This is a genomic window from Kribbella sp. CWNU-51, assembly GCF_054073265.1.
On the sequence record NZ_JBSXMZ010000027.1, the window covers coordinates 29,423 to 49,722 of the forward strand.

General features: G+C 69.5%; 20 protein-coding genes. 13 read left to right on the forward strand and 7 right to left on the reverse strand.

From position 1 onward, the window contains the following. The first annotated feature begins 39 nt into the window (after positions 1–39). The gene (locus ACXC9Q_RS28050; protein ID WP_457059620.1) at positions 40–480 is read left to right on the forward strand and encodes an SRPBCC family protein; all 441 of its coding nucleotides are present in this window, start codon (positions 40–42) and stop codon (positions 478–480) included. A gap of 3 nt (positions 481–483) precedes the next feature. Here the strand turns inward: ACXC9Q_RS28050 and ACXC9Q_RS28055 are convergent, their stop codons facing one another. Continuing rightward, a complete protein-coding gene (locus tag ACXC9Q_RS28055; RefSeq protein ID WP_457059621.1) occupies positions 484–1,269 on the reverse strand; it encodes an inositol monophosphatase family protein in 786 nt (261 codons plus the stop codon). A gap of 80 nt (positions 1,270–1,349) precedes the next feature. Here ACXC9Q_RS28055 and ACXC9Q_RS28060 point away from each other — a divergent pair, with 80 nt between their 5' ends. From ACXC9Q_RS28060 to ACXC9Q_RS28075, 4 genes are all read left to right on the forward strand, one after another. Next, positions 1,350–1,715: a hypothetical protein gene (locus ACXC9Q_RS28060; RefSeq protein ID WP_457059622.1), complete on the forward strand. Its 366-nt coding sequence runs from the start codon at positions 1,350–1,352 to the stop codon at positions 1,713–1,715. Positions 1,716–1,728: 13 nt separating this feature from the next. Continuing rightward, positions 1,729–2,733: a DUF2278 family protein gene (locus ACXC9Q_RS28065; RefSeq protein WP_457059623.1), complete on the forward strand. Its 1,005-nt coding sequence runs from the start codon at positions 1,729–1,731 to the stop codon at positions 2,731–2,733. Positions 2,734–2,803: 70 nt separating this feature from the next. Further along, positions 2,804–4,105 (forward strand): BNR-4 repeat-containing protein, encoded by a 1,302-nt coding sequence (locus tag ACXC9Q_RS28070; protein ID WP_457059624.1) that lies wholly within the window; start codon positions 2,804–2,806, stop codon positions 4,103–4,105. 23 nt (positions 4,106–4,128) lie between these two features. Further along, positions 4,129–5,265 (forward strand): MFS transporter, encoded by a 1,137-nt coding sequence (locus ACXC9Q_RS28075; protein WP_457059625.1) that lies wholly within the window; start codon positions 4,129–4,131, stop codon positions 5,263–5,265. Here the strand turns inward: ACXC9Q_RS28075 and ACXC9Q_RS28080 are convergent. Then, positions 5,234–5,815 carry a TetR/AcrR family transcriptional regulator gene (locus ACXC9Q_RS28080; protein ID WP_457059626.1) on the reverse strand — a complete coding sequence of 194 codons (582 nt, stop codon included), beginning with the start codon at positions 5,813–5,815 and terminating at the stop codon, positions 5,234–5,236. The genes ACXC9Q_RS28075 and ACXC9Q_RS28080 overlap by 32 nt on opposite strands. Before the next feature lie 85 nt (positions 5,816–5,900). Here ACXC9Q_RS28080 and ACXC9Q_RS28085 point away from each other — a divergent pair, with 85 nt between their 5' ends. Continuing rightward, on the forward strand, positions 5,901–7,016 hold the full coding sequence (locus ACXC9Q_RS28085) for a serine hydrolase domain-containing protein (RefSeq protein WP_457059627.1): 1,116 nt from the start codon (positions 5,901–5,903) through the stop codon (positions 7,014–7,016). On the opposite strand, the gene ACXC9Q_RS28090 is transcribed toward ACXC9Q_RS28085, so the two are convergent. Continuing rightward, positions 6,985–8,424, reverse strand: coding sequence for an alkaline phosphatase PhoX (locus ACXC9Q_RS28090; protein WP_457059628.1), 1,440 nt, complete (start codon positions 8,422–8,424; stop codon positions 6,985–6,987). The genes ACXC9Q_RS28085 and ACXC9Q_RS28090 overlap by 32 nt on opposite strands. 227 nt (positions 8,425–8,651) lie before the next feature. Here ACXC9Q_RS28090 and ACXC9Q_RS28095 point away from each other — a divergent pair, with 227 nt between their 5' ends. Continuing rightward, the gene (locus tag ACXC9Q_RS28095; RefSeq protein ID WP_457059629.1) at positions 8,652–8,981 is read left to right on the forward strand and encodes a hypothetical protein; all 330 of its coding nucleotides are present in this window, start codon (positions 8,652–8,654) and stop codon (positions 8,979–8,981) included. Here the strand turns inward: ACXC9Q_RS28095 and ACXC9Q_RS28100 are convergent. Together ACXC9Q_RS28100 and ACXC9Q_RS28105 are read right to left on the reverse strand one after the other, a co-directional pair. Continuing rightward, positions 8,960–9,592, reverse strand: a complete 633-nt coding sequence (locus ACXC9Q_RS28100; RefSeq protein WP_457059630.1) for a hypothetical protein — start codon at positions 9,590–9,592, stop codon at positions 8,960–8,962. The genes ACXC9Q_RS28095 and ACXC9Q_RS28100 overlap by 22 nt on opposite strands. 263 nt (positions 9,593–9,855) lie before the next feature. Then, positions 9,856–11,148: a S8 family peptidase gene (locus tag ACXC9Q_RS28105; protein ID WP_457059631.1), complete on the reverse strand. Its 1,293-nt coding sequence runs from the start codon at positions 11,146–11,148 to the stop codon at positions 9,856–9,858. A 56-nt stretch (positions 11,149–11,204) separates the two neighbouring features. Here ACXC9Q_RS28105 and ACXC9Q_RS28110 point away from each other — a divergent pair, with 56 nt between their 5' ends. The 3 genes from ACXC9Q_RS28110 to ACXC9Q_RS28120 all read left to right on the forward strand — a co-directional run bounded on the left by ACXC9Q_RS28110 (position 11,205) and on the right by ACXC9Q_RS28120 (position 14,928). Further along, positions 11,205–13,811 carry a CHAT domain-containing protein gene (locus ACXC9Q_RS28110; protein ID WP_457059632.1) on the forward strand — a complete coding sequence of 869 codons (2,607 nt, stop codon included), beginning with the start codon at positions 11,205–11,207 and terminating at the stop codon, positions 13,809–13,811. Between the two features lie 69 nt (positions 13,812–13,880). After that, on the forward strand, positions 13,881–14,465 hold the full coding sequence (locus ACXC9Q_RS28115) for an RNA polymerase sigma factor (protein ID WP_457059633.1): 585 nt from the start codon (positions 13,881–13,883) through the stop codon (positions 14,463–14,465). A gap of 7 nt (positions 14,466–14,472) precedes the next feature. After that, positions 14,473–14,928, forward strand: coding sequence for a hypothetical protein (locus ACXC9Q_RS28120; RefSeq protein ID WP_457059634.1), 456 nt, complete (start codon positions 14,473–14,475; stop codon positions 14,926–14,928). Positions 14,929–14,932: 4 nt separating this feature from the next. On the opposite strand, the gene ACXC9Q_RS28125 is transcribed toward ACXC9Q_RS28120, so the two are convergent. Next, positions 14,933–15,718, reverse strand: coding sequence for an IclR family transcriptional regulator domain-containing protein (locus ACXC9Q_RS28125; RefSeq protein ID WP_457059635.1), 786 nt, complete (start codon positions 15,716–15,718; stop codon positions 14,933–14,935). An 84-nt stretch (positions 15,719–15,802) separates the two neighbouring features. Next, on the reverse strand, positions 15,803–17,275 hold the full coding sequence (locus tag ACXC9Q_RS28130; RefSeq protein WP_457059636.1) for an amidohydrolase family protein: 1,473 nt from the start codon (positions 17,273–17,275) through the stop codon (positions 15,803–15,805). 192 nt (positions 17,276–17,467) lie between these two features. Here ACXC9Q_RS28130 and ACXC9Q_RS28135 point away from each other — a divergent pair, with 192 nt between their 5' ends. From ACXC9Q_RS28135 to ACXC9Q_RS28145, 3 genes are read left to right on the forward strand one after another with little or no spacing between them, the layout of a single operon-like run. Continuing rightward, entirely contained in the window at positions 17,468–18,604 is a 1,137-nt protein-coding gene (locus tag ACXC9Q_RS28135) for a CaiB/BaiF CoA transferase family protein (RefSeq protein ID WP_457059637.1), read from the forward strand. Then, entirely contained in the window at positions 18,601–19,377 is a 777-nt protein-coding gene (locus ACXC9Q_RS28140) for a citryl-CoA lyase (RefSeq protein ID WP_457059638.1), read from the forward strand. The genes ACXC9Q_RS28135 and ACXC9Q_RS28140 overlap by 4 nt, the downstream gene beginning before the upstream one ends. Before the next feature lie 11 nt (positions 19,378–19,388). Continuing rightward, positions 19,389–20,252: a DODA-type extradiol aromatic ring-opening family dioxygenase gene (locus ACXC9Q_RS28145; RefSeq protein ID WP_457059639.1), complete on the forward strand. Its 864-nt coding sequence runs from the start codon at positions 19,389–19,391 to the stop codon at positions 20,250–20,252. The last annotated feature ends 48 nt before the right edge of the window (positions 20,253–20,300 follow it).

The following is a 20,300-nucleotide window of genomic DNA, read 5'->3' on the forward strand; positions in this document are numbered from 1 at the left end:
ACCGACACAACGGCGTACGGTCGGCTGAGAGGAGGTGCGATGACTGTCGACGTGCTGACCGAGATCGTGATCGATCGGCCGGTGCGTGTCGTCGCGGAGTACGTCGCGGATCCGACTCATGCGCCGAAGTGGTACGCGAACATCGAGTCGGTCCGGTGGCGGACCAGGCCGCCGGTCGTGGTCGGATCGCGGCTGGATTTCGTCGCGCACTTCCTGGGGCGCAGGCTCGCCTACACCTACGAGATCACCGAGCTGATTCCGTACCAGCGGCTGGTCATGCGGACCGCGGAGGGACCGTTTCCGATGGAGACCAGCTACGAGTGGTCACCCGTGGTCGGTGCCGCTACCCGGATGACACTACGCAACCATGGCGAGCCCTCGGGATTCGCCGGCGTCGCCGCCCCGATCATGGCGGCCGCGATGCGCCGCGCCAACACCAAGGACCTCGCCCGCCTCAAGTCCCTCCTCGAATCCCCCTGACTCTCACCCGACGGTCACGTGTGGCGTGACGAGCTCCAACAGCCGCTGGTGGGCTTCGGGGGTGGCGGCGGCGATGAGGCCGGGGCCGGTGTGGAGGGGATCGCCGTGGAAGTCGGTGACGGTGCCGCCGGCCGCTCGGCAGAGGATGATGCCTGCGGTGTAGTGGACGCTGTCGCGAAGCGAGCCGTCGGTGATGTAGCCGGCCTGTCGGCCGACGGCGACCCACGCGAGGGCAAGAGTCGTCGAGAAGACGCGGAGCGCGAAGGCCTCGCGGAGCTTCTCGTCGGTCAGGAGCTGCGCGCCGAGGAAGTGCGCGCCGTTCGGTGCATCGATGTCGATGTCGACCATGCGCGAGGTCGCGGAGGGTACGGCGGGGGTGTCGACACCGTCACGGCGGATGAAGACCGCGGTCCCGTCGGTCCAGAAGATCTCACCGCTGAGCGGCTGAGCGACCGCAGCCACGTCCCCGGCCGGGCTCCGCAGCGCGACGTTCACGGAGAACATCGGGTTCTGGGCGGCGAAGTTGAGGGTGCCGCAGAGCGGGTCCACCAGCCACGTGCGCTCCGCCTCACCGCTGGCGCCGTACTCCTCACCGATCACGGCGTCGTCGGGACGATCGGCGCGGATGACCCCGAGAATGGCCCGCTCCGCCTCGAGATCAGCCTCGGTGGCGAAGTCCGTCGAGGACTTGGCATACCGCTCCAGCACACCCCCGAACTTCTCCCGCACCACATCCGCCCCCGCCGCAGCCGCCCTGATCGCCACCTCGGCATCACCCAGTTCGCTCATGAAGCCATCCAACACGGTGCCGGCTGTATCACTGCGGACGGGCGGGTCTCCTAAAGGCATGGGGAAATCTCTTTCGCTTGATGGTCCTGCGACTGCCGGTCGGACTGGAGCTGAAGTCCCGGGCGCAGCACTTGAAGGGCCAACTGGCCCGTGAGGGAGAAGAGGGGGGCGAGCCTGATGAGAGAGCTGGGGCGCTGCAGATCAGCACGCCGTACGCCGAACGTGCGCAGACTCTCGTGGCAGCACCGGATGTGGTGCTGTCCGCTCGCGCGGGGTTCACACCGGTCGCACTCGCCGAGCTTGGGTTCGTGCTCAAGCCGACCGCTGCCGACCGGTTGTCGCAGTCGACGCAGACCGTCCTGAAACAGCGCGGCAACGAGCTCGAGCTCGTTGCCGGGCATCCGGAGAAGCGCGAAAGCGAGCTGGCGAACTATCGGTACCCGTGATGGAGGAGACACCATGCCGTTGACGTCGTACGGCGTACTGGTCGGCCGAGCGGTCGACGCACGCCGGGAAAGTGGGCCGGACACGCCGCACTACCAGGTCCGGCTGGAGGATCCAGACGGGGTGAACTACCGGATCGCGGTGAACGTGAAGTCGCAGGAGTACCCGTCGGAGTTGCTCTTCCGGGTCGACGAGGACTTCCGGCACCCGGTCACCGCGCAGCTGTCCGGTCTCGCGCCGGGGTGGCACCGGCTCGACGCGGGGCCGGCCGGGGTGAACCTGGACTACGTGCGGCAGACGCTGTTCGATCGCACGCTGCTGCGGCCGCTGCCCGCCGATGTGGCGGGACCGGGCAACGATCTGGCCGATCTGCTCGACGACCAGGTGCAGCGGGCGATCCGGGAGCCGGCCGCGATCGTGTACGCGTTCGGCGAGCGGTGGGGGCCGGAGGACGGCGTACCGGACAAGATCTTCGGCTTCAATCCCGGCAACGGGGTGCACGACATCCACATGAACCAGGGGAACGTCGGCACGTTCCGCAAGGACGACGGGGTCTGGCAGGACGGTGCGGTGATCATCGCGCTGCCGGATCAGCAGCGCTGGGTGGGCATCTTCCTGGCGTTCCAGAGCCAGTCGTGGCACACCGACGACAAGACCGGTCACACCCTGGTCGATGGGCCGATCGACGAGTTCGGGGCCGAGGCGGTCCGGATCGTTGCCGCGCTGATCAACCCGGTCGGTCCCGCGCCCGAAGCCGAGACGGTCACGCTGCTGAACGCCTCACCCGATCCGGTCGACCTCAGCGGCTGGCATCTGGTCGATCGCGCCCTGCACGTCGGCCCGGTCCCGGCCGGCGTCCTCGATCCCGGCGCGACGCTCCTCGTGCACCTGCCGCCGACCGTCCAGCTGGGCAACAAGGGCGGCGAGATCACCCTGCTCGACAACGCCGGTCTCAAGGTCCACGGCGTCGCCTACACCGCGGGCCAGGCCGAGGCCTCCGGCTGGACGGTCGTCTTCTGACCCCGGCAGCTGATCACATGCTGGCAAGCGCTTGCCAGGCAGGTATGGATGTCTGACAAACTGTCGGCCCATGAGCCTGCCTCTGGTGATCAATGACAACGGCGCGTGGTGCTGGTTCCAGGACGAGCGGGCGGTGGTGGATCCGGCCGGCCAGGTGCTGGTCGTCGGGTCTATGGCGGCACCGGAAGGTCCTGGCGGAGCTGAGCGGGCCGGCAACGTCGAGTTGACCGTCGTCGACCTGCAGTCCGGGTCGAGTGAGGTCGTCGTACTGCATGAGCGGTTCGAGGCGGACGACCACGATGTGCCGGCGTTGTGGCGTCGTCCGGACGGCCGATGGCTGGCGGTGTACACGAAGCACAAGACCGACGACCTGACGCGGTGGCGGGTGAGTGAACCGGGTGACCCACGGTCGTGGGGGCCGGAGCGGACGTTCGACTGGAGCGAGTTCACCGGCGGTCGCGGGGTCACGTACTCGAACCTGCACCAGCTGGACGGACGGCTGTACTGCTTCGCGCGAGCGGTCAACGACGACCCGTGCGCCCTGGTCTCCGACGACGACGGCGATACCTGGGCCTACGCGGGCAAGCTGTTCACCCGGCCGAAGGTCGGTTACGTCAACGGCTACACGCGCTACGTCTCCACGCACTCCCGCGTCGACCTGGTGACGACCGACCATCATCCGCGCGACTACGACAACTCGATCTACCACGGCTACCTCGAAGCCGGCGCGCTGCACCGAACCGACGGAACCGTGGTCGACCCGGTCGCATTCGACGGTGAGGCGCCGTCGCAGGTGGAGCTGACCACGGTGCTCGCGGCTGGGTCGAAGTGGGACGGCGAGCCGATGACGCATTGCTGGACGATCGACATCCGGCGCGGATCCGACGGGTCGCTGGCGGCTGTCCTGCTGGCTCGCCACGACACTCCGGAGAACCCTGCGGACGCGTTCGCGCGGCAGCATCCGGTGCCGGATCACCGCTTCTTCTACGGTCGTCTCGCCCCCGGCGGCAGATGGCAGGTGCATCCACTGGCTAAGGCCGGACCAGGTCTGCTGCCACATGAGAACGACTACACCGGCCTGGTCGCCATCGATCCCTACGACCTGGACTCGCTCTACGTCTCCACGCCGATCGATCCCCGCGACGGAACCCCGCTGGCACATCACGAGATCTTCCACGCCCGTACGGCGGACGCCGGCGCGACCTGGGCGTGGACACCGGTGACGGCGGACTCCGCGGCCGACAACCTCCGCCCGATCGTCGCGCCCGGTGATCCCACCCGGATCCCGCTGCTCTGGTTCCGCGGCGACATGACCGCGTCCCAGCACTACGACTGCGAGGTCGTCCTCCTGGATACTCCGCGACAGAGATAGTACCAAGCGGTACCATCACGTCCATGGATGTTCCGGTACGGCGGTTGTGGGTGGCGGTGCTGGCGGGGTACCTCGCGTTCGGGGCGACGTTGCAGGCGTTGCCGTCGTACGTGCCGGAGAAGTTCGGCGGGGGCGCGCTGGCGAGTGGGACCGCGGTGGGGATCGCGTTCCTGGCGACGGCTTGTGCGCGGCCGTTCGCCGGGTGGCTGGCGGATGCAGGGTGGTCGCGTCCCGTCGTACTGAGTGGCGGACTGCTGGCGGCTGTTGGTGGCTTCGGGCAACTGGTGGCGCCGGATCTGGCGGTGTTGCTGGCGGCTCGGCTGGTGATGGGAGCGGGGGAGGCGGCGCTGTTCTCGGGTGCGTTGCCCTGGGTGCTGGCCGGGACCCGGCTGTCACAGCGCGGGCGGTTGGCGGGATGGTTCGGACTGTCGATGTGGGGTGGGCTGGCGGTTGGGCCGGTGCTCGCGTCGCTGGTGGGGGACCGCCGGGTCTGGTGGGTCGTCGTCGGCCTCGCTGTGTTGTCGGCGATCCTGGTGTCGACGACGCGCTCCGATCCTCGCCGGGCCGAGCCGCTGGTCCGGATCCGGCGGGTCCGCGATCTGCTGCCGGCCGGCGTACCGTTGCCAGGAGCAACCATCGGGCTGGCGGCGTACTGCTACGGCACGGTCGCGGCGTTGCTGGTGCTGCGCTTGCGGGCCGACGGCATCGCGGTCGACCATGTCGCGCTCACGGTGTTCGCGGCGGCCTTCCTGGTGGTGCGGCTCGCGGGCAGTCCGCTGGTCGATCGGTACGGCGGTCGCACGGTGGCCCTGTCAACCGTCTCGCTCGAGATCATCGCCCTGGTCGGTCTTGCGGTCGCTCGCGGTCCGGTGAGTGCGGTGGTGTTCATTGTGTTGGCGGGCTGCGGCATGGCACTGGTCTATCCGGCTTGTGTGTCGATGACCCTCGATCGGGTGCGGGGATTGCGTTCCGGGCTGTCGATGGGAGTCATGACGTCGTTCTGGGATCTCGGTGTGATGGTGGCAGGCCCGGTGGGTGGTCTGGTCGCGGAGTGGCTCGGGTTCCCGGCGGCGTTCTTCCTCGCTGCTGGTTCGGCGGCGGCGTGCGCGCTCGTGTGCCTGGCGTCCCTCAGGCCGCGTCGAGCAGTGTCTCGACGATGACGCAGGCCTCCGCGCCGAGACCCGGGTCCCGATCGACAGCGCTGATCAGGGTCGCGCCCTCCAGCACGATGACCAATTGGCGGGCCGTGGTCTCGGGATCGCGCGCACCGGCGTCGCTGAGCAGTCGGCGGAACAGGTCGCGGTAGAAGGCGAGGTGGTCCTGGGCGAGTCGCCGCGGCGCGCCGTCCTGGCCGCGGTCCTCGGTGGCCGCGTTCATCATCGCGCAGCCGCGGAACCCGGCTTCGGCGTACCAGCTCGCGATCAGGTCGAAGACGGCCAGGATCTTCTCCCGGCCGGTGCCGGCCTGTTCGACCGCGTGGTTCTGCCAGGCGCGGACCCGGCGGGTGCGGTCGGTCAGCACTGCCTCGACCAGACCGTCCTTGGAGCCGAAGTTCCTGTAGACGGTGAGTTTCGACGCGCCGGCCGCCTCGACGATCTCGTTGATCCCGGCCGCGTGGATGCCGCGGCGGGTGAACACCTCCGCCGCCGCCTTGAGGATCCGCGCCTTCGTCGCCTCGGGATCCAGTCGCTGTCCGGCCTTGACCGGCATACCGCACCACCTCCTGCCGACCAGAATACCGATCGGTGTTATCTCCGGCTGGCGCAAGATAAGAACGATCGGTACTATCAGGCGCATGATCAATGGCTGGACAGCGGCAGGATTCGAGGATGTGGCCGGGGTGTTCGAGCGGAACTTCGCCGACCGCGGCGAGCTGGGCGCGGCCTTCGCGGCGTACCAGCACGGGCAATTGGTGGTCGACCTGTGGGGCGGGACGGCCGACCGCGACACCGGCCGGGCCTGGGATCGCGACACGATCCAGCTGATGTTCTCCGGGACGAAGGGCCTCGCGTCCGCAGGCGTCCTGCTGCTGGTGCAACGCGGTCAGGTGTCGCTCGACGATCCGCTCAGCCGCTACTGGCCGGAGTTCGCTGCCGAGGGCAAAGATGCCATCACGATCGCCGAGGTGCTGTCCCATCAGGCCCGCCTGCCCTGGGTCGAGGCCGGGTACGCCGATCTCCTCGACCACGACGTGATGAGCGCGCACCTCGCCGCGCAGGCGCCGGCTTCGGATCCGCGGGCCGCGTTCATGTACCACGCGATCACGTGGGGCTGGCTGGTCGACGAGCTGGTACGACGCGTGGACGGCCGGACCGTGAGCCGGTTCTTCGCCGAGGAGTTCGCCGTACCGCTCGGGTTGGAGGCGTGGATCGGGCTGCCCGAAGAGCTCCAGTGGCGGGCGGCCACGATGGTCGCGCCGGAAGGTGTCCTCGTCGACGGACCGTGGACGGAGCTGAATCGGCCCAATCCGTTGTGGGTGCCGGGTGCGGAGAAGATCTGGAACAGCGTCGAGTACGGCAGTGCCGGCCTGGCCGCGGTCGGTGGTTTCGCGACGGCGCGTGGGATGGCGCGGTTCTACGCGTCACTCCTAGGCGAGGTGGACGGCGTGCGCGTCCTGACATCGGAGACGGTCGAGCTCGGGCGGCGGGAGATCCGGCGCGGGATCGAGCCGACGTGGGGGAGCGAGATCGCCTACAGCGCGGGCTTCGAGCTCCAGACGCCGGACGCCCGGCTCGGCGCCCCCGCCGACACCTTCGGCCACGCCGGAGCGGGCGGCTCCCGGCACGCCGCGTGGCCGAGCCGGGAGACCGCCTACTCCTATCTGATGAACGAGGTGCGCGTCGGTCCCGACGACCGTTCGCTCACCCTGCTGTCGGCACTCAGCCGAGGTAGTCGCGCCACGGCCCGGTGATCGCGAGCGTGATGCCGGGCGTCTGGATGTTGACGAAGAGCACCTTGCCGTCCGCGGAGAACGTCGGGCCGGTGAACTCGGAGTCGTTCAGCATGTTCCGGGCGATCGCGTACGTCGGGCCGCCCGGGGTCGCGCTGAGGACGTGGCTGGCGGCGTTGCCGTCCTCGGCGAGGATCAGCGAACCCCACGGGGTGACGGTGACGTTGTCCGGGCCGTCGAAGTTGAGGTCCTGGTACTTCGAGTCCAGCGAGAGCGCGGCAGCGTTCTCCGGGAAGTAGGTGACCAGCTGGATGGTCCGGGCGTCGTAGTTGTAGAACCAGACCATCCCGTCGTGCGGTACGGCGTCGGCCGGCAGGTCGGCGGTGCCGCCCTCGGCGAACGAGTTCACGACGTACACGCCCTCGCGGGTGCCGTAGACGCCCTCGAACTTCTTGCCTCGGGTGATCTGGCCGTCGGTGAACTGCTTGCGGACCGACACCGTGGCACCGTCCCGGTCGGGCACCGGCACCCAGGCGACCCGGAACGGCCGGAGCAGCTGGGCCGAGGTCAGGTACGCGACGTCCGGGATCGGCTTGCCGTCGTCGCCGAGGATGGCCAGCGCCTCGAGGGTGCCGAAGTCCTTGTCCTGCAGGTCCTTCCAGCTGCGCGAGCTGAGCTTGTAGCCGCGCGGCGCGGACCAGCGGTAGAAGGTGCCGTTCGGGCCGGAGGCGTCCTCGGACAGGTAGATGTGGGTGCGGTCCTCGTCGATCGCGAGCGCCTCGTGGGCGTAGCGGCCGAGGGCCTTCAGTGGCACCGGGTTCGCGGTCTTGCCGTCGGCCCAGACCTCGAAGACGTAGCCGTGGTCCTTCAGCCGGGTGGTCCCGTTGGCCTTGTTCTCGGTCTCCTCACACGTCATCCAGGTGCCCCACGGCGTCGGGCCGCCGGCGCAGTTGGTGATGGTGCCGGAGATGCCGACCCACTCGCCGAGGTTGTTGCCGTCGCGGTCCACCGAGATGACCGTGCAGCCACCGGCCGAGCCGACGCCGGAGTCGTAGACAGTGCCCTCGACCTGCGGCACGCCGAGCGGGTCGTTGGCGCCGATCTCGTGGTTCTGGATCAGCGTGTAGGTGTTGTGCCGGCTGCCGTTGAAGACCGCGGTGCCGTCGTGCAGCGTCGGCGTCGGCTGGCCGCTCGTCAGCTTGGTCTGGCCGGCCTGGGTGACGATCCGGTACTTGAACCCGGCGGGCAGCGCGAGGACACCCTTCGGGTCGTCCAGCAGCGGCGGGAACGGGCGGTGCTCCGGGAACGGCCCGTGGTGCGGCGAGGGGGCGGCTTCGGCGAGGGACGGTACGGCGCCGACGGTGGCGAAACCGACCCCTGCGCCGGCGGCGGCGGCACCTCGTAGGACGGAACGTCGTGCAACTGACATGGCTTGCTCCTTGATGCGTGATGTGAGCGCGATCCTGCCGTCGGCGGACTGACTCCCGGCAAACAGCACCTGAACAACAGGGCATGCAACGAACAGCTTCGGTACGGCGTCTACTGTGGGAGGTGATCATGATGCACAGAGTGAGCGTAATGATGGCAGCTGCCGCCGCTACTGTCCTGTTGGTTGCGTGCGGCAACGAGTCGCCGGAAGCAGGAGGGGGACCGTCGATGACGCCCAGCAGTGCGCAGACGCCCGGGCCGACGCCACGACCAACGGATCCGCCGACACTGCCGGCGGATCCGGTCGAGCAGGCGAAGGCCGCGCTGGCAGGCCACCTCGGCGTCGATCGGACTCAGGTGACCGTGGTCAGCTCGGACGAGGTCACCTGGCGCGACGGCAGCCTCGGCTGCCCGGAGCACGGCATGTTCTACACCCAGGCCCTGATCCCCGGCACTCGCACCATCCTCGAGGTGGCCGGCAAGCAGTACCACTACCACTCCGGCGGCCACCGCGCCCCGTTCCTCTGCGAGAACCCTCAGCCCCCCGTCGGCGGCTGAGAGTCGGTCGGCTCGGTGCTCGTAGGCCCGCCGAGGATCGGCCGGAGCCGTCGCAGGGCCTGGTTGGTGAACAGACCGGCCAACGCCCCCATCGTGACCAGGACCGTGACGCCCGCCGTCGACGTGGTCTCGTCGCCGATGCTGATCAGCCCGGTGTTGACCGCGACCACCACCACGGCGCCCAGCAGTGCGGCCCACACCGGGAACAGCACGTACCACCAGACCTGACCATTCTTGAGCCGGTCGTAGCGGGCGTACTGGGCGAACGCCAGCCCTTGCTGAACGACGCTGCCGACCGCACCCGCCGCCGCGCCGACAATCAGCAGGCTCATGTTCAGCGTGAGCGGGATGTCCAGCCCCCACCAGCGCAGCGACCGCGTCGCGACCGTGCCGACCGGCGCCGCCTCCTGCGCGGCGACCAGTCGTTCGGCCAGTCCGTACGACGCGACCAGCCAGACGAAGGCGATCAGTCCCTCGAGCGCGTTCACCGTTCCGGTCAGTCGCCGCAGCGCCGGTGTCATCGCAGACGTGGCGGGTTTGTCGCGCCGTCGCGCCTTGGCCGGCTTGGTGGGCCGGACGGTGTCCGCGGTCTGCGCGGACGTCAGATCCATGGTGGCCACTGTGATCTCCCCCGAGAAGTTGCTCTTACTGACCGGAGTCGCGAGCACCGGCTCCAGATACGGCCGGAAATTCCCGGAAAGGGATGTATCAGCAGCGCGCGTCCCTGACTCCGCACAAATGTGGGGGGAAGCCTTCGAGTTGTTCCAGGGGGGAGCACAACCGGGGGCGCTGCAGGGGGAGGGCTGACGCGGTGCGGGAGGAAATCCGGTGGTCAGGCCGGCTGTCCGCACCGCGTCAGTGCAGTTTCCAGCTGTCAGGCGAGTGAGGCCAGTGCGTCGCCGGCGCGCAGTACGCCGCCTACGCCGGGCTCCGGCTGAGTCATCGCGAAGGCCAGCAACGCGTCAGCGGCCTGCTTGGCGTTCTCACCCGTCACCGACATCCGTCCCGCAATCAGTGCCGCGACCAGCGGTGTCGCGAACGACGTACCGCTCCAGCGGGCCATCCCGGTGAAGTCGCGCAACTGGCCCGCGTTCGGCGGCTCAGTGCACTCGTAGGTGCCGGTCAGGTACGCGTTGACCAGGTCCACGCCCGGGGCATAGACGTCGACCCAGCCACCGAAGTTGCTGAACGACGCACGATCCCGCCCGTTGACAGCCAGCGCTCCGACGCCCACGGTCTCGGGGAACGCGGCCGGCCAGAAGTAGTCCCGGGTGCCTTCGTTCCCGGCCGCGGCGACCAGGGCCAAGCCGTTGACGCGATTCAGCCGGGTCTGGATGAACACGTCCAGACCAAGGGCCGGCAGATCGAAGCGCGTCCGCGTGCCGGCCGACAAACTGATGATGTCCGGCCCCAGATCGAGCACCTCGTCGAGGGCCTGGGCCAGATCGAACTCCCACATCGCTCCCGCGGCGGTGAAATAGCTCTTCACCACGATCTCGACATTGCGCGCGATCGCCCGCATCACACCGGCGATGAAGGTGCCGTGACCCGCGTACGGGCGGATCCGCCCGGCTCCGTCGAACGCGTTCTCCGGATCGCCGGTCACCCCGTTCAGCCAGTACGCCCCCGGCGCGTCGGACCAACCGACGTCCAGGACGACGACCTTCACGCCACGCCCGTCCGCCGCGCCGGCGGACAGGAACGGCGTCGGCAGCACCGGGTCCGGCGGAATGCCGGGCGGCACCTCCTCGGGCTCGGTCGCCGGACACGGGCTGACGCTCGGACACACGTAGAACAAGTGCTCCGGCGTGACCACGCCGCGGCCGAGGCGCAGATCGGCGTACTTGATGAACCGCAAGGTGATCGATGGGTCTTCCGGTGCGTCCGGTGGCGGCTTGTCCGGCAGTTGCAGCCGGGTGACGCCACCGATGCCGCCCTCGGCCGGAGTGCCGCCGCCGAAGAGTTCGACGACCCGGGTGAGGTCTTCGTCGCGCACCAGGACGGTCCCGGCGCGGCACAGATAGTCGACGCCGTCCGGTTGTTTGTCCCAGTCCGCCGGATGGACCTCGACCTCGCGGCCGAATGCTTCGAGAATCAAGCTGATCTGGGCGACGTACTTTCGCTCGTACGTTTGACTTCCCCCGTTGCCGTTCCCATCCTGGGCCATTTCCTGCCTTCCCCCTGAATCGATGAAATGGTGCAACCGGCCGTTATCATTTCAGAGTGCCGACGGCCGGGGGGAGTGTCGAGACGGCGGTTGCACCGGAATCTCTGCTGCCGCTGGCACTGTCACGCCCCCACGACGCGATCGCGGCGGCGCGATCGCTGCTGTCCGATGATCCGTCGGCAGCAGTCGCATCCGTGGCCCACCAGGCCGCCGGCATCGGTTCGCGGCAGCTCGGCGACATCACCACGGCGATCCGCGAGCTCCGGATCGCGCTGCGGCTCGCCGAGCGATCCGGTCGGCCCGATCGCGAGGCGGACGTGCTGGCCACGCTCGGCGCGACCCTCGGCCGGGCCGGCCGGAGCCGGGAGGCGTTGACCAACCTCGACCGGGCCGTCGACCTCAGCCGGGGTGCGCTGAGCGGGCGCGTGTTGTTGCGGCGGGCCGACGTACTGCTCGTGCTGGGGCGGCATCGCGAGGCCTTCGACGATCTGCGGTCGGCGATCACGCGCTTGCGTCGCTCCGGCGATCAGGTCTGGGAGGCGCGGTCGCGGAACTACCGCGGCTTCATCCAGCTGGCCCTGGGCGGGACCAAGCGAGCGGACGCGGACTTCGCGGTCGCCGAGCGCCTGTACGCCGCCACCGGCCAGGAGTTCGAGTACGCCGAGGCCCGCCAGAACCGGGGACTGGTCGCGTTCGCGCGGGGTGACCTGCCGGCGGCGCTGAGGTATCTGGACGAAGCCGGACGGCGCTTCGCGGCGGTCGGCGTGGCGTGGCCGGATCTCGCCATCGACCGGTGCGGCGTACTGCTCGCGGCCGGCCTCAGCACCGAAGCGCTGGCCGAGATGGATCAGGCGATCGTGCAGATGGAAGCCGAAGGCGGTACGGCGACGAAGCGCGGCGAGCTGTGGTTCGCGGCGGCGACCGCTGCGCTTGCGACCGGTGACTTGGATGCCGCGCGGGAGCGAGCCGATCGGGCTCGGCGGCTGTTCTCCGCGCAAGGCCGCGAGTGGTGGTCGGTGCGCTCGTCGATGGTTCAGCTCGAGGCTCGCTACCAGTCAGGTGAGACCGGTCCGCGATTGCAGCGTCGGGTGAATGAAGTGGCCCGCCGCCTCGATGCGTTCGGTGCCTCGGAGGCGTCGGCCGCGCATCTGCTGGCCGGTCGGCTCGCGCTGGCCGAGGGACGTGCGCGGATCGCGGATCATCAGCTGGAGTTGGCCGCGCGCCGCAGTAAGGACGCGCCGCCACTCGCTCGCAGCGCGGCCTGGCTCGGCAAGGCGTTGCGCTCCGAGGCTCGCGCGGATGTCCGCGGCATGCTGACCGCTTGTGCGCGCGGCCTCGACGCCCTGGACGAGCATCGGCTGACAATGGGTGCCACCGAGCTGCGCGCGCTGGCGACCGGTCATGGTGCGGAGTTGGCGGAGTTGGCGTTGCGCGACGCATTGCGGCGTGACGATGCGAGCAGCCTGCTGGTCTGGGGCGAACGATGGCGAGCCACGGCGCTCACGGTTCCGCCGGTGCGACCGCCGGACGACGAGCACTTGATCGCCGACCTCGCCGCTTTGCGCGACGTCGTACGGCGGCTGGATCTCGAGGGCCGCACAGTCGCGTTGGACCGCGAGCGGCGACGGCTCGAGAAGGCTGTTCGCGAGCGGACTCACCGGGCGCACGGCCAGCCGTTGCGTGGGTCCACGCCGCGCTTCGATCTCGACGAGCTGGTCGGGGCGCTGGGCGAGACGGTGCTGGTCGAGTTGATCGAGGTCGACGACGTACTGCATGCCGTCGTGGTCCGGGACGGTAAGGTCAGCCGGCACGCCGTCGGGCCGGTGTCCACGGCGGCGGTCGAGGTCGAGCGTTCGCGGTTCCGGTTGCGGTGGCTGGCGCACGGCCGGTCGCAGCGTGGTCCCTCGCTGGACGTACTCGGGTCCCGGCTCGGCGATGCGATCCTCGGGTCCGCGCAGGAGTTGCTCGGTGACCGGCCGGCGGTGATGGTGCCGCCGGGCCGGCTCCAGGCGCTGCCGTGGGGACTGTTGCCATCGCTGGCCGATCGTCCGGTCAACGTGGTCCCTTCGGCCGCGACCTGGTTGCGGGCTCGCCGGCTGCGGCCGCCGTCCGATCGACGCGTGGTGCTCGTGCTCGGCCCTGGGCTCTCGGCGGGCAAGGCTGAGGTGATGCGGCTGGCCGAGTGCTATCCGGACGCGACAGTGCTGGCGAACGGCGATGCGACCGCCGAGAAGGTGCTGCATGCGCTCGACGGAGCGTGGATCGCGCACATCGCCGCGCACGGCACGTTCCGGTCGGACAGCCCGCTGTTCTCGTCGCTGCGGCTGGATGACGGGCCGTTGACCGTGTACGACTTCGAGCGGCTGCGGCGAGCGCCGTACCGGCTGGTGTTGTCCAGTTGCGATTCCGGACTGGCGAAGCCCGTCGGTGCCGATGAGCTGCTCGGGCTGAGCAGCAGTCTGATCCCCCTGGGAGCGGCCGGGATTCTGGCCAGCGTCGTACCGGTGAACGATCCGGCGACCGTGCCGTTGATGACCGCGCTGCACGACAATCTGCAAGCCGGTCAGTCGCTCGCCGCTGCGTTCGCCATGGCCCGGACCGCGGCCGCGGACGACCCGGTGGCGGTTGCCGCCGGGCGGTCGTTCGTCGCGCTCGGGGCCTGAGCATCATGTATCAACGCGCGCCGGATCTGCTCCGTAAGGTAAGCGATCCGGCGTGGAAAGGGGGATGACATGCGGGACGACCCGACTGTCGTCGCTTTGGTCACCCGGGCCAGGGACGGCGACAAGGATGCCTGGGACGAACTCGTGGAGCGCTACGCACCACTCGTCTGGTCTGTCTGCCGCCGCTACCGGCTGGCAGCCGCGGACTCCGACGACGTGGGGCAGAGCGTCTGGCTGCGGCTGGTCGAGCACCTGCCAGGACTGCGGGAACCCGCGGCCCTGCCGGGCTGGATCGCCACTACGACCCAGCGCGAGTGCTACCGGCTGCTGCGCGCGACGAGCCGGGTCGAGCCCGTTGACCCGGCCGAGTCGACCGACGTCGTCGAAGAGGCGATCGCGGAGGAGGAAGTGCTCCGGCAGGAACGCCGGGCGGTGATCCGGGCCGCGTTCCGCGAGCTGTCGCAACGCTGCCAGGCGCTGCTGGCCCTGCTCACGCAGGACCCGCCGGCGGCGTACGACGAGATCAGCCGGCAACTGCACGTCCCGATCGGCAGCATCGGCCCGAACCGGGCCCGGTGCCTGGACCGGTTACGCCGTACCCCCGCGCTGGCGCTGCTGGTCGCCGGGGGACCTGACGAGAACTCGAGGAGGTGAGCGCGTGATGGATCTCGACTGGAACGACGACGAGTTGCTCGATGCCCTGCGGGACGCATTGACCACTGCCGACGAAGTGCCGCGGACGTTCGTCGAGGCCGGCAAGGCCGCTTTCGTCTGGCGCACCATCGACGCCGAACTGGCCGCGCTCACCTACGACTCGGCCTGGGAGTCCCTGGCGCCGGCCGCGGTCCGGTCGGAGAGCGCGACGCTGCGGTCGCTGACGTTCGCCTCGGACGGCTGGACGATCGAGATCGAGCTGACCCCGGACGCGGTCCTCGGCCAGCTCGACCCGCCGGAAGCCGGCTCGGTCAGCGCGCGTGGTGACGGCGGCAAGTTCGCCGCTGCCGACATCGACGAGCTGGGTTTCTTCACCCTGCGCCCGGTGCCGACCGCGCCCTACCGGCTGCTCTGCACGACCGAGTCCGGTACGACGATCCTGACCGGCTGGATCACGCCGTAGCGGGTCAGGCCGAGGTTTCGCGACCGGGCTGGTCGAGCTCGACGTGCGGGCGGGACTGCCAGAGCGCCCACTCGGCGCTGACGTCTCCCGCCGTCCGGAGAAGCACCGGCAGGTGGTCGTGCAGGAGCTTCTCCGTGGACGTCTCCGCGGCGTGGACGGTGACATTCATCGCGGCGCGCACTGTGCCGGTGCCGTCCCGGACCGGGGCCGCCACCGAACGGACTCCGGGCGCCAGCTCCTCGTCGGCCAGAGCCCAGCCGCGGGCGCGAATCTCGGTGAGCTCGTCGCACAGCTGCGCCGCGGTCCGTCCGATGTACGGCGGGAGTCCGGCCCGGCTCGGCTGCGCGAGGACGCCGGCCAGGTCGTCGGGGGAGAGGGCCGCGAGCAGGACCTTGCCCTGTGAGGTCTGGGCGGCGGGGAAGCGGGTGCCGATGTCGACCCGGAGCGCAATGATCTTCGGCACCGATACGCGCGCGACATAGACGATGTCGGAGCCGTCGAGCTGGGCCATCGAGGACGACTCGCCGGTCCGGCCGACGAGGGCTTCCAGATGCGGCTTCGCGATGTCCCACAGGCCGAGGGATCCGACGTACGCCATGCCGAGGGTCAGCACCTTCGGCGTTAGCTGGAAGGAGCCGTCGACCGTGCGGACGAAGCCGAGCTCCTCCAGCGTCAGCAGCAGCCGGCGCGCGGTCGGCCGGGCCAGGCCGGCCGCGGCCGCCACCTCGGACAGCGACATGGTGCGGTGGTCCGCGTCGAAGCAGGCGAGCACGTCCAGCCCGCGAGCCAAGGACTCGACAAAGTCTGGGCCAGCGCCACGTCCTGCCATCGGTTCCTTGCCTCCACGTCGTCCGGCGAACAGGTCCGTCCGAGCCTACGACCCCGGCTCGCCGAAGATCGTGCCGCGGGCTTCGCGGGTCGAGTCGGACTTGTACTCGGTGTACTGGTACGGGTTGTCGAACACCTCGCCCTTCGGCAGCTCCGGGTTCATCCCGCTCGCCCAGGCTTCCTCGCCGAGCGACGAGCGCAGGTAATCGACCGTCGCCTCGACACCGCGGCGTACGGCGGGCAGGTCGCAACCAACCAGTTGGTTGGCGAACTTCACCACCCGGCCGCCGACGATCACGGTGTGCACGTCACCCCGCTGGGCCTGGAAAGCCACGTGACCGTAGGGATTGACGAGCGGGAACGAGACCGGCGACGAGTCGTTCTTGATCAGTACGACGTCCGCCGTCTTCCCGGGCTCGAGACTGCCGAGGTCGTCCCGGCCGAGCGCCTTCGCGCCGCCGCGGGTGGCCCAGTCGACGACATGCTCGGCCCGCAGATGGCTGTGGGTCACCGTGGCGCCCTTCATGTGGGCCTCGAGGTGCTCGCGGGCCCGATCGGCGCCGAGCGTCGTCCGCATGGCGCTGAACAGATCACCGCTCCACCACACGCTGGTGTCCATCGACAGCGAGACCGGGATGCCGTACCGGCGGACCTGCCAGGTGGGCGGGTAGCCCTGGCCGGCGCTCTGCTCGGACTCGGTGGAGACCGAGACCGATCCGCCGGTGGCTGCGATCCGCTGGTAGGAGTCGGTGGCCAGCGTCGCGGCGTGCACGTAGATGTTCTGCGGTGTCATGAAGCCGTTCTCGTGCATCAACCGGATGCCGTCGTCGTTGGTCGCACCCCACACGCCGGCATGGGTGGTCACGCCGAGCCCGAGCTCACGCGCCACCTCGAAGGCGGCCCGCTCCGGGAACGCCGGATCACCGGTGACGTCGAAGGCGAGCTGGAGCCCGATGGCGGAATCGTCCCGCATCCGGGTCAGGAACGCCTTGACGGCCGGATCGGCGGTCCACTCCCACGGCCCGGCCTGAATGTTGCCGTAGGCAAGGACGAATCGCCCGGGTACGGCGCGCAACGCGTCGACGGCCGCCTCGGCATGGCCGACGCTCTGCAGCCCGTGGGACCAGTCGACCGTGGTGGTGACCCCGGCCTCGAGCGACTCCCAGGCCGACGTCAGGTTGCCGGCGTAGATGTCCTCCGGCCGGAACGTCTTGCCGTGCTCGAGGTAGTACCAGACGAAGTACTGCGTCAGCGTCCAGTCGGCGCCGTACGCCCGCATCGCGGTCTGCCACATGTGCCGATGGGTGTCGATCATGCCGGGCATCACGATGCCGCCGGTCGCGTCGATCTCCTGAGTGCCCTCGGGTACGCCGACATCCCGGCCGACGGCCGCGATCTGCTGGTCGACGATCAGCACGTCGCCGTCGGTGACGACCGTGTGGTCGTCGTCCATGGTCAGCACGGTCCCCCCGCGCAGCAGCACCGGCCGGCCCGCCACCGGTGTCTCGGCTGTGGTCATGTTCCCCTCCAGAAGAATGCCCGGACACACGTCCGTATGACGGTCAAACGGGCGATACGGTCACTATCGAAGCGTCGGCGTGCACTGTCAAGGGTTCGCATCGAGTGGTTGACAGAGGCTCGGAGGCCGATCGAGACTGAGGCGATCAGAGTGTGCGGACAAGTGTCCGTAATAGCCGCGGGAGGTTGGTGCGTGAACGGTCCACTTTCCGGCTTGCTGGTCGCCGACTTCTCCCGGATCCTGGCCGGTCCGTACGCGACCATGCTGCTGGCCGACCTGGGCGCCGACGTGGTTAAGGTCGAGGCGCCCGGCGGCGACGACACCCGGTCCTGGCAGCCACCGGTCCGCGACGGCATCTCGACGTACTACCTCGCGGTGAACCGGAACAAGCGGTCGATCGCACTCGACCTGAAGGACCCGGGCGACCAGGCCACCGCGCGGGAGCTGGCCCGGCGCGCGGACGTCCTGGTCGAGAACTTCCGGCCCAACGGGCTGGCCCGGTTCGGGCTGGACTACGAGACCGTTGCCGCCGGCAATCCAGGGCTGATCTATGCCTCGATCAGCGGCTTCGGGTCCGGCCCCAAGGGTGCGGAGCTGCCCGGGTACGACCTGATCGTGCAGGCGATCTCCGGGCTGATGAGCCTCACCGGCTCACCGGACGGCGAGCCGTACCGGGCCGGGATCTCGGTCTTCGACGTGATGGCCGGCCTGCACGCCACGATCGGTGTGCTGTCCGCGCTCAACGCCCGGCACGAGACCGGACGCGGTCAGCACGTAGAGGTCAACCTGCTGTCGTCGGCGCTATCCGGTCTGGTCAACCAGTCGAGCGCGTACGTCGCGGGTGGCGTCGTACCGCTGCGGATGGGGAACAGCCATCCCAGCCTGTTCCCGTACGAGCCGTTGCCCTGTTCCGACGGCGAGCTGATCATCACGGCCGGGAACAACGGCCAGTTCCGCAAGCTGGTCGAGGTCCTCGGCGTGCCGGAGCTGGCGGACGACCCGCGCTTCGACCGGAACGAGAAGCGCACCGCGAACCGCGAGGAGCTGCGGCCGCTGCTGGTCGAGCGGCTGGAGACCCGGACCCGGATGGAGTGGTTCCGCGACATCATCGCCGCCGGCGTGCCGTGCGGCCCGATCAACACCGTCGACGGCGGCGTGGCCTTCGCCGAGGACATCGGTCTCGACCCGGTGGTCACGGTGGGATCGATCCCGACCGTGCGCAACCCGATCACGTTCTCTGACGACGCGGCGTCGTACCGGCTGCCGCCGCCGGAGCTGGACGAACACGGCGCCGAACTCCGCCGCTGGCTGAAGGAGCGTGTCGAATGACCTTCCCGACCTCACTTGGTACGTCGACCGCCGACGAAATCCGTCTGCTCGGGCAGGACCTCACGGCCGACCTGATGGGCAAGGTCGGCTTCGGTGAGCTGGCGTTCTGGCTGGTTGCCCTGCGCCGGCCGACTCCGTCCGAGACCCGCGTGTTCGAGGCGGTGCTGGTCGCCCTTGCCGATCACGGATTCACGCCGACGGCCATCGCGGCCCGGCTCACCTATCTCTCCGCCCCGGACTCACTGCAAGGCGCCCTTGCCGCCGGTCTGCTCGGCGGTGGCTCCCGCTTCCTCGGGGTGACCGAGGACTCTGGCATGTATCTCGATGAGGCCCTCCAAGGGCGCGACGTGCCGACTGACGATGCGGGGTGGGACGAGCTCGCACTGGAGGTTGTCACTGCAACGCGGGAGGCCGGCAAGTATGTCCCCGGCCTCGGGCATCCGGTGCACAAGGTCCAGGATCCGCGGACCCCGGTCCTGATCGCGATCGCCGAGGAGGAAGGTCTGCGCGGTCCACACCTGCGCCTCTTCGAGGCCATCGGCAGGGTGCACGAGCAGGTGCTCGGCCGCAGGCTCCCGCTGAACGGAGCCGGGGTGTGCGGAGCCGCGCTGGCCGATCTCGGCCTGCCGGTCGAGCTGTTGCGCGGATTCGCCTTGCTGGCCAGGGCTGCCGGGCTGCTCGGTCAGCTCGCCGAGGAACGCCGCCGGCCGATCGGCATGGACGCCTACCTCACCGTCGACCGCAACGCCGTCTACGTCGATCCCGCTAGCTGAAGGAGCACCACATGGCCACAGTCGCCGCGGTCATCGCGTCCACGCATCACCCGTTCTACTACCGCGCGAGCACCGCCACCGGAGCCGACCGGCCGCCGTTCGCCGACGAGTGGGTGGCGAAGATCGAGGCGTTCCGTGAGACGCTGACCAAGGCCCGGCCGGACATCCTGGTGATGGTCGGCAGCGACCACTTCCACCAGCTCTGGCTGGACAACATGCCGCAGTTCCTGGTCGGCAAGGCGCCGTACTTCGATGCGAACTGGTACAACGAGGAGCGCGAGTTCGGGCTGCCGCGGATGACGCTGCCGGGGGAGGAGCGGCTGGCCGCGCACATCCTGCGGAACGGGCTGGACGCCGGCTTCGATCTTGCCTTCAGCAACGAACTGCGGATCGACCACAGCATCACCTGCCCGATCATCACGCTCCGCCCGGAGACGGACCTGCCGATCGTGCCGATCTACACCAACATCTTCGCGCCACCGTTGCCCCGGCCGGGGCGGTTCGTCGAGCTCGGCCGGACGATCCGGCGGCTGGTGGAGTCGTGGCCGATCGACGCGCGGGTCGCGATCATCGGCACCGGGCACCTGTCACTGGAGCTCGGCGGGCCGCGGCAGTTCGGCGAGCACGGTCCGGATCCGGAGTTCGACCGCAAAGCCGTCGACTGGATCGCCAGCGGTGACCTCGACGGCTGCCTGGCCGAGGTGACGCTCGACAGCCTGCATCTGCCGGGCAACGCGACCCACGGTTTCATGGACTTCATGCTGATGATGGGCGTGGCCGGCGCGGGTGCGAAGGCGGATCACGTCGACTCGCTCGACCTCTTCCACACCATGGAGGCCTACTTCACCTGGTACCCGAACGGAGTGCCGTCGTGAACGAGCGTAGCGAGTTCACCATCAAGCACAGCGCGGTCCGTGCCTCAT

Bases quoted from the DNA above. Each gene is read 5' to 3' on its own strand.
- ACXC9Q_RS28065 (WP_457059623.1), top strand. From the start codon at position 1,729: ATGCCGTTGACGTCGTACGGCGTACTGGTCGGCCGAGCGGTCGACGCA.
- ACXC9Q_RS28050 (WP_457059620.1), top strand. From the start codon at position 40: ATGACTGTCGACGTGCTGACCGAGATCGTGATCGATCGGCCGGTGCGT.
- ACXC9Q_RS28055 (WP_457059621.1), bottom strand. From the start codon at position 1,269: ATGAGCGAACTGGGTGATGCCGAGGTGGCGATCAGGGCGGCTGCGGCG.
- ACXC9Q_RS28085 (WP_457059627.1), top strand. From the start codon at position 5,901: ATGATCAATGGCTGGACAGCGGCAGGATTCGAGGATGTGGCCGGGGTG.
- ACXC9Q_RS28105 (WP_457059631.1), bottom strand. From the start codon at position 11,148: ATGGCCCAGGATGGGAACGGCAACGGGGGAAGTCAAACGTACGAGCGA.
- ACXC9Q_RS28100 (WP_457059630.1), bottom strand. From the start codon at position 9,592: ATGGATCTGACGTCCGCGCAGACCGCGGACACCGTCCGGCCCACCAAG.
- ACXC9Q_RS28075 (WP_457059625.1), top strand. From the start codon at position 4,129: ATGGATGTTCCGGTACGGCGGTTGTGGGTGGCGGTGCTGGCGGGGTAC.
- ACXC9Q_RS28130 (WP_457059636.1), bottom strand. From the start codon at position 17,275: ATGACCACAGCCGAGACACCGGTGGCGGGCCGGCCGGTGCTGCTGCGC.
- ACXC9Q_RS28070 (WP_457059624.1), top strand. From the start codon at position 2,804: ATGAGCCTGCCTCTGGTGATCAATGACAACGGCGCGTGGTGCTGGTTC.
- ACXC9Q_RS28090 (WP_457059628.1), bottom strand. From the start codon at position 8,424: ATGTCAGTTGCACGACGTTCCGTCCTACGAGGTGCCGCCGCCGCCGGC.
- ACXC9Q_RS28140 (WP_457059638.1), top strand. From the start codon at position 18,601: ATGACCTTCCCGACCTCACTTGGTACGTCGACCGCCGACGAAATCCGT.
- ACXC9Q_RS28120 (WP_457059634.1), top strand. From the start codon at position 14,473: ATGGATCTCGACTGGAACGACGACGAGTTGCTCGATGCCCTGCGGGAC.
- ACXC9Q_RS28080 (WP_457059626.1), bottom strand. From the start codon at position 5,815: ATGCCGGTCAAGGCCGGACAGCGACTGGATCCCGAGGCGACGAAGGCG.
- ACXC9Q_RS28115 (WP_457059633.1), top strand. From the start codon at position 13,881: ATGCGGGACGACCCGACTGTCGTCGCTTTGGTCACCCGGGCCAGGGAC.
- ACXC9Q_RS28095 (WP_457059629.1), top strand. From the start codon at position 8,652: ATGACGCCCAGCAGTGCGCAGACGCCCGGGCCGACGCCACGACCAACG.
- ACXC9Q_RS28145 (WP_457059639.1), top strand. From the start codon at position 19,389: ATGGCCACAGTCGCCGCGGTCATCGCGTCCACGCATCACCCGTTCTAC.
- ACXC9Q_RS28060 (WP_457059622.1), top strand. From the start codon at position 1,350: ATGGTCCTGCGACTGCCGGTCGGACTGGAGCTGAAGTCCCGGGCGCAG.